The 3,716-nt window shown below is 43.0% G+C and carries 3 protein-coding genes; 1 reads left to right on the top strand and 2 read right to left on the bottom strand.

Annotated features, from left to right (window positions below):
* Window positions 1–197: hypothetical protein (locus tag NG833_RS12095; protein ID WP_254565542.1), on the bottom strand; the 197-nt coding region annotated here is incomplete at its 3' end.
* A gap of 97 nt (window positions 198–294) precedes the next feature.
* On the opposite strand from NG833_RS12095, the gene NG833_RS12100 reads away from it, so the two are divergent.
* Window positions 295–1,254: a pentapeptide repeat-containing protein gene (locus tag NG833_RS12100; RefSeq protein ID WP_254565543.1), complete on the top strand. Its 960-nt coding sequence runs from the start codon at window positions 295–297 to the stop codon at window positions 1,252–1,254.
* A 199-nt stretch (window positions 1,255–1,453) separates the two neighbouring features.
* Here the strand turns inward: NG833_RS12100 and NG833_RS12105 are convergent.
* Window positions 1,454–3,716: DNA/RNA non-specific endonuclease (locus NG833_RS12105; RefSeq protein WP_254565544.1), on the bottom strand; the 2,263-nt coding region annotated here is incomplete at its 5' end.

Consider the following 3,716-nt stretch of genomic DNA (forward strand, 5'->3'; position numbering starts at 1 on the left):
GCATCATAGAGACCATTTGTACCTCCAACCGTACCGTTATCGAGTTGCACCAAGGAAGCAAACATGGCATCGGCTGCGGCTTCGGCAAACCCACCATTGAGCAATTTGAAGGGTTCAATGCCATCAATCCAGTCGGCTAATAGCACTAAGGGCTTGCCAACAACGGGTTTTTGGTCGTTTCTGACCCAATCGCGCACCAATGGCCTATTATAAATAGATGAGAGAGCGCAATTTAAAAATCTATTCCAGGTTGGCTTCCCATCAATTGTTAATTTAATAATTTCACTATTGGCTATGAACCCCGAAAATTTTTTGGACGAATTTGAAGAATCCGATGAAAATGAAATGTTAGAGTCTCTCTATGAAGGCGAGATCGACTATCCAGAGCTGCTGAAAAGATATCAGGCCGGTGAAAGAGATTTTAGCGGGATGAATTTGACAGGAATTTACTTGGACGATCGTTATTTATTCGGCATCAACTTAAACTCCGCTAATTTGGAATCTGCTAGTTTTTATCGTACTAACTTAAGTCAAGCTTCTTTCAGAAATGCTAATCTAGAAAATGCGCATTTTTATCGTGCTTGCTTGGTCAACGCTAATCTCGATAATGCGAATTTAACCGGTGCCGATCTAGACTATGCTAACCTGACTGGTGCCAACTTAGCCGGAGCAAATTTGACCGATGTTACTCTGAATAAAGCTAAGTTAAGCGAGGCGAACTTATCGGGGGCTACTTGGCAGAATGTCAGCACAGAGTCGGCAATATTTTGTCAAACGATTATGCCAGATGGGACTTTGTATAACGACCCGAATAGAGTGGTCTCTCCCCAAGAATTTCTGCGGCGATATGCAGCCGGGGAAAGAAAATTTGAGGGAATTATTTTACACCGGGCTGACCTGAGAGGCATCGATTTGCGTAATGTCGCGATGCCTGATGCTCATTTAGACTATGCTAACTTGAGCGGGGCTAATTTGGAACATTCCTATTTAAGGAGAGTTAGCTTTAGAGGGGCTGATTTAAGTGGTGCTAATTTATATCTTGTTAATTTGGACGGAGCTGATTTTAGCTATGCAGACTTGAGGAACAGCAGCTTTCAACCGGAAGGTGAAATGATGGGAACTGACTTCACTGAAGCTAACTTACTTGGAGCCGAAATTCTGTTTACAAAACACTGTTTTTTTCACCGGACTATTGTACCCAATGGAACATTGGTTGTTGGTCCCAGTTCATATCCGTGGAACGACGATTATTAGGCAAGCGTGCATATCCGTTTAATCCGGTAGATGGTTACATTGTATTGTTATGGTTTAGAAACGAGAGAAAGTTACACTTTTTTCAATATTGTGCGCTCCGTTCCGGATCTGGTCATAACCGGAACGGAGGATTTTTTACAATGCGGTATATCTAGCATCTACCATCTTTGAACGAAAATCGAAAATCGATAGCAATTAATTATAGAGATGGAAAATATATCTGTTGCTTGATAACATCCATAATCTCTTTGGGAACATTTGAGAAAAAGTTAATGTTTTTACCCTGAAGTAAATTTTGAAGTTCCTCAATAGTCACCAGCCAAGTTTGAGGATCTCGCCATTCAGTTACATTTTTTATTGGCTCGACAAATCGGTTGAGTTGTAACTTCGTTGCAATTTCAGAGAATGGGTGTTCTATTCCTTCTTGTCCGGCATCAATCCAGTCTTGGGCGGATGGTTCGGCTCTGTTGGGAGTGAGAAAAGTATAAACTCGAGAATCTTTTGTAACATCTAAGACTCCTGGAGCCGAAGGCTCTAAGACCAACATTGTTTTCCACGTCCAAGTAGGAATGTGAATTCCTTGTTGCTGAAAAGCCTGAGAATTTGTTAATCCTTGATACCTAGAATCGTTTGGTAGAGCATTACTCTTTTTTTGTGGTTCCCAGTTAGTCCCATAGTTACCGGCAATAACATAAAGTTCTTTATCATTTTCGGCGAGTTTTGTGACTAACTGTTCAATATTATGCCAAGCAGATCCTTCGGCGGGATTATTCCCATCGCCAAAAAAGGCATTATTATCTACGTTTTGCGGAATTAAGTTGGTTCCTAAAAAAGTAGCTATGTTGTCTTTGTCATCTCTTGTCCGATCTCTTGAAGGAATTGTATGCCCTTTATTAAAACCATAGCTACGTCCTTGATTATTTACATAATTGCTGCCGCTAATTTGAGGCCAGCCATTCGGTAATGTCGGATCGACTACAAAATCACCAGCCGATCGTTGTCCGCCCATCCAAGATTTATTGACCTGCCAACTGACCCAGTTAGGGATTTTGGTGGTGCGATTGTAAGAAACTGCATACTGAGGTTTTTCCAGCAGCAAGTTTTCGCGGTAAGGATTTTGATTGGGTTGCCTGGAGTCGTACCGAGCTTCAGAGGGGTTGCCAAATTGGAGATGAACGCTTTTGAAGAAGACATCATCTAGGAAAACTTGAGTGTTTCCTTCGACTTCAAATCTTAGTCTGGCTATTTGACCTCGAAACTTGTTTAAGAGTTGACTTGGCACATGGAAAGTTTCAAAACCGTTTCTACCAAATCCGATTTTATCAATATCACTTTGGTATGTATTTAATTCACCCTTTGCGGTTTGTGCTAGATCGATTTCTTTGAGCAAGTGAGTGTTCCACTGAATCCTTTGTGGGTTAGTCGGGGGGGTTTCTAACCAGACTTTAAGCTTTCCACTGTTTTTATATGGAGCATGGAGGTTAAAGCGTAAATCTCCCCAGTCAGGGACGACAAAAGGATTATGGACAATCCGATCGATTCCTTGTTTCCCCATGACTAGGGTATAGTTAGGTTGATTTTCATCGTATCCAATGCTGTCTAAGTATCCGCTGTCAATCAAACTTGGGATTTGATGCCATTCATACAAAGAGGCTTGGGTCGCATTATTCCAGCCCGGGATATTTTGAGATTTACGTTGGAAGGAAATGGCATCAAAATTACCATTGAATAGAGTCGGAACTGCATAGTCCCCCCGCAGCCGAGTGCCAAGAGAATCATTTGTATAGGTGTTGTCAAAGTTCACAGACAGCCGGTTATTTGTGTGATTGGCATTAACATTATAAGGACGCAATTCATCGCCTCCACCGAGGATGGAATGAGCCCAACCCGTGCCAATTCCTTCCCAAGGGGCAGAGGAGTCCTTGGGAGAGAAGTCAACATTCGTACCATCGGGCACGTACCACGGAAGCTCATCTTCTGATAAATCTCCAAGGCGACGATAAATCCCTTCCCCAAGCTGGAGATTAGCGGTTCCGGCATACCATTTTAATGCGGCAGCGTGAGGTGCTCCCGTGTCGGGATTTTGGTCGAAACCGGCTAATTCACTCAAGTCCACATTCCAGTCTGCGGTCCAGTTGTCGCCAGAAAGTTCTCTGCCGGTGAGTGTATTTCCGAGTCCTTGGAGTTGATAGTAATTGTCGGCATAAGTTACGTTGTCCCAAACCACTACTTCGGGGTCGCGGATATTACGGAAGATCCCAATTTGAAAATTATCATCGTAGTCATACGGATCTACTGCAGTCATTTGAAGGTCGCGGGAGTTGGCATCAACGCCTCCCGCATTAGGGAAATACGTCCCCAACCGTTGAATCATCTCCGTATTCACCACCGCACCTTGACCGAAACCAATAAAGTGCAATGGCGAGTTGAAAATATCTCCTTGTTGGCGAATCAAATTGCCA

The organism is Oscillatoria sp. HE19RPO (assembly GCF_024220515.1).
Taxonomy (GTDB): domain Bacteria; phylum Cyanobacteriota; class Cyanobacteriia; order Cyanobacteriales; family Laspinemataceae; genus Laspinema.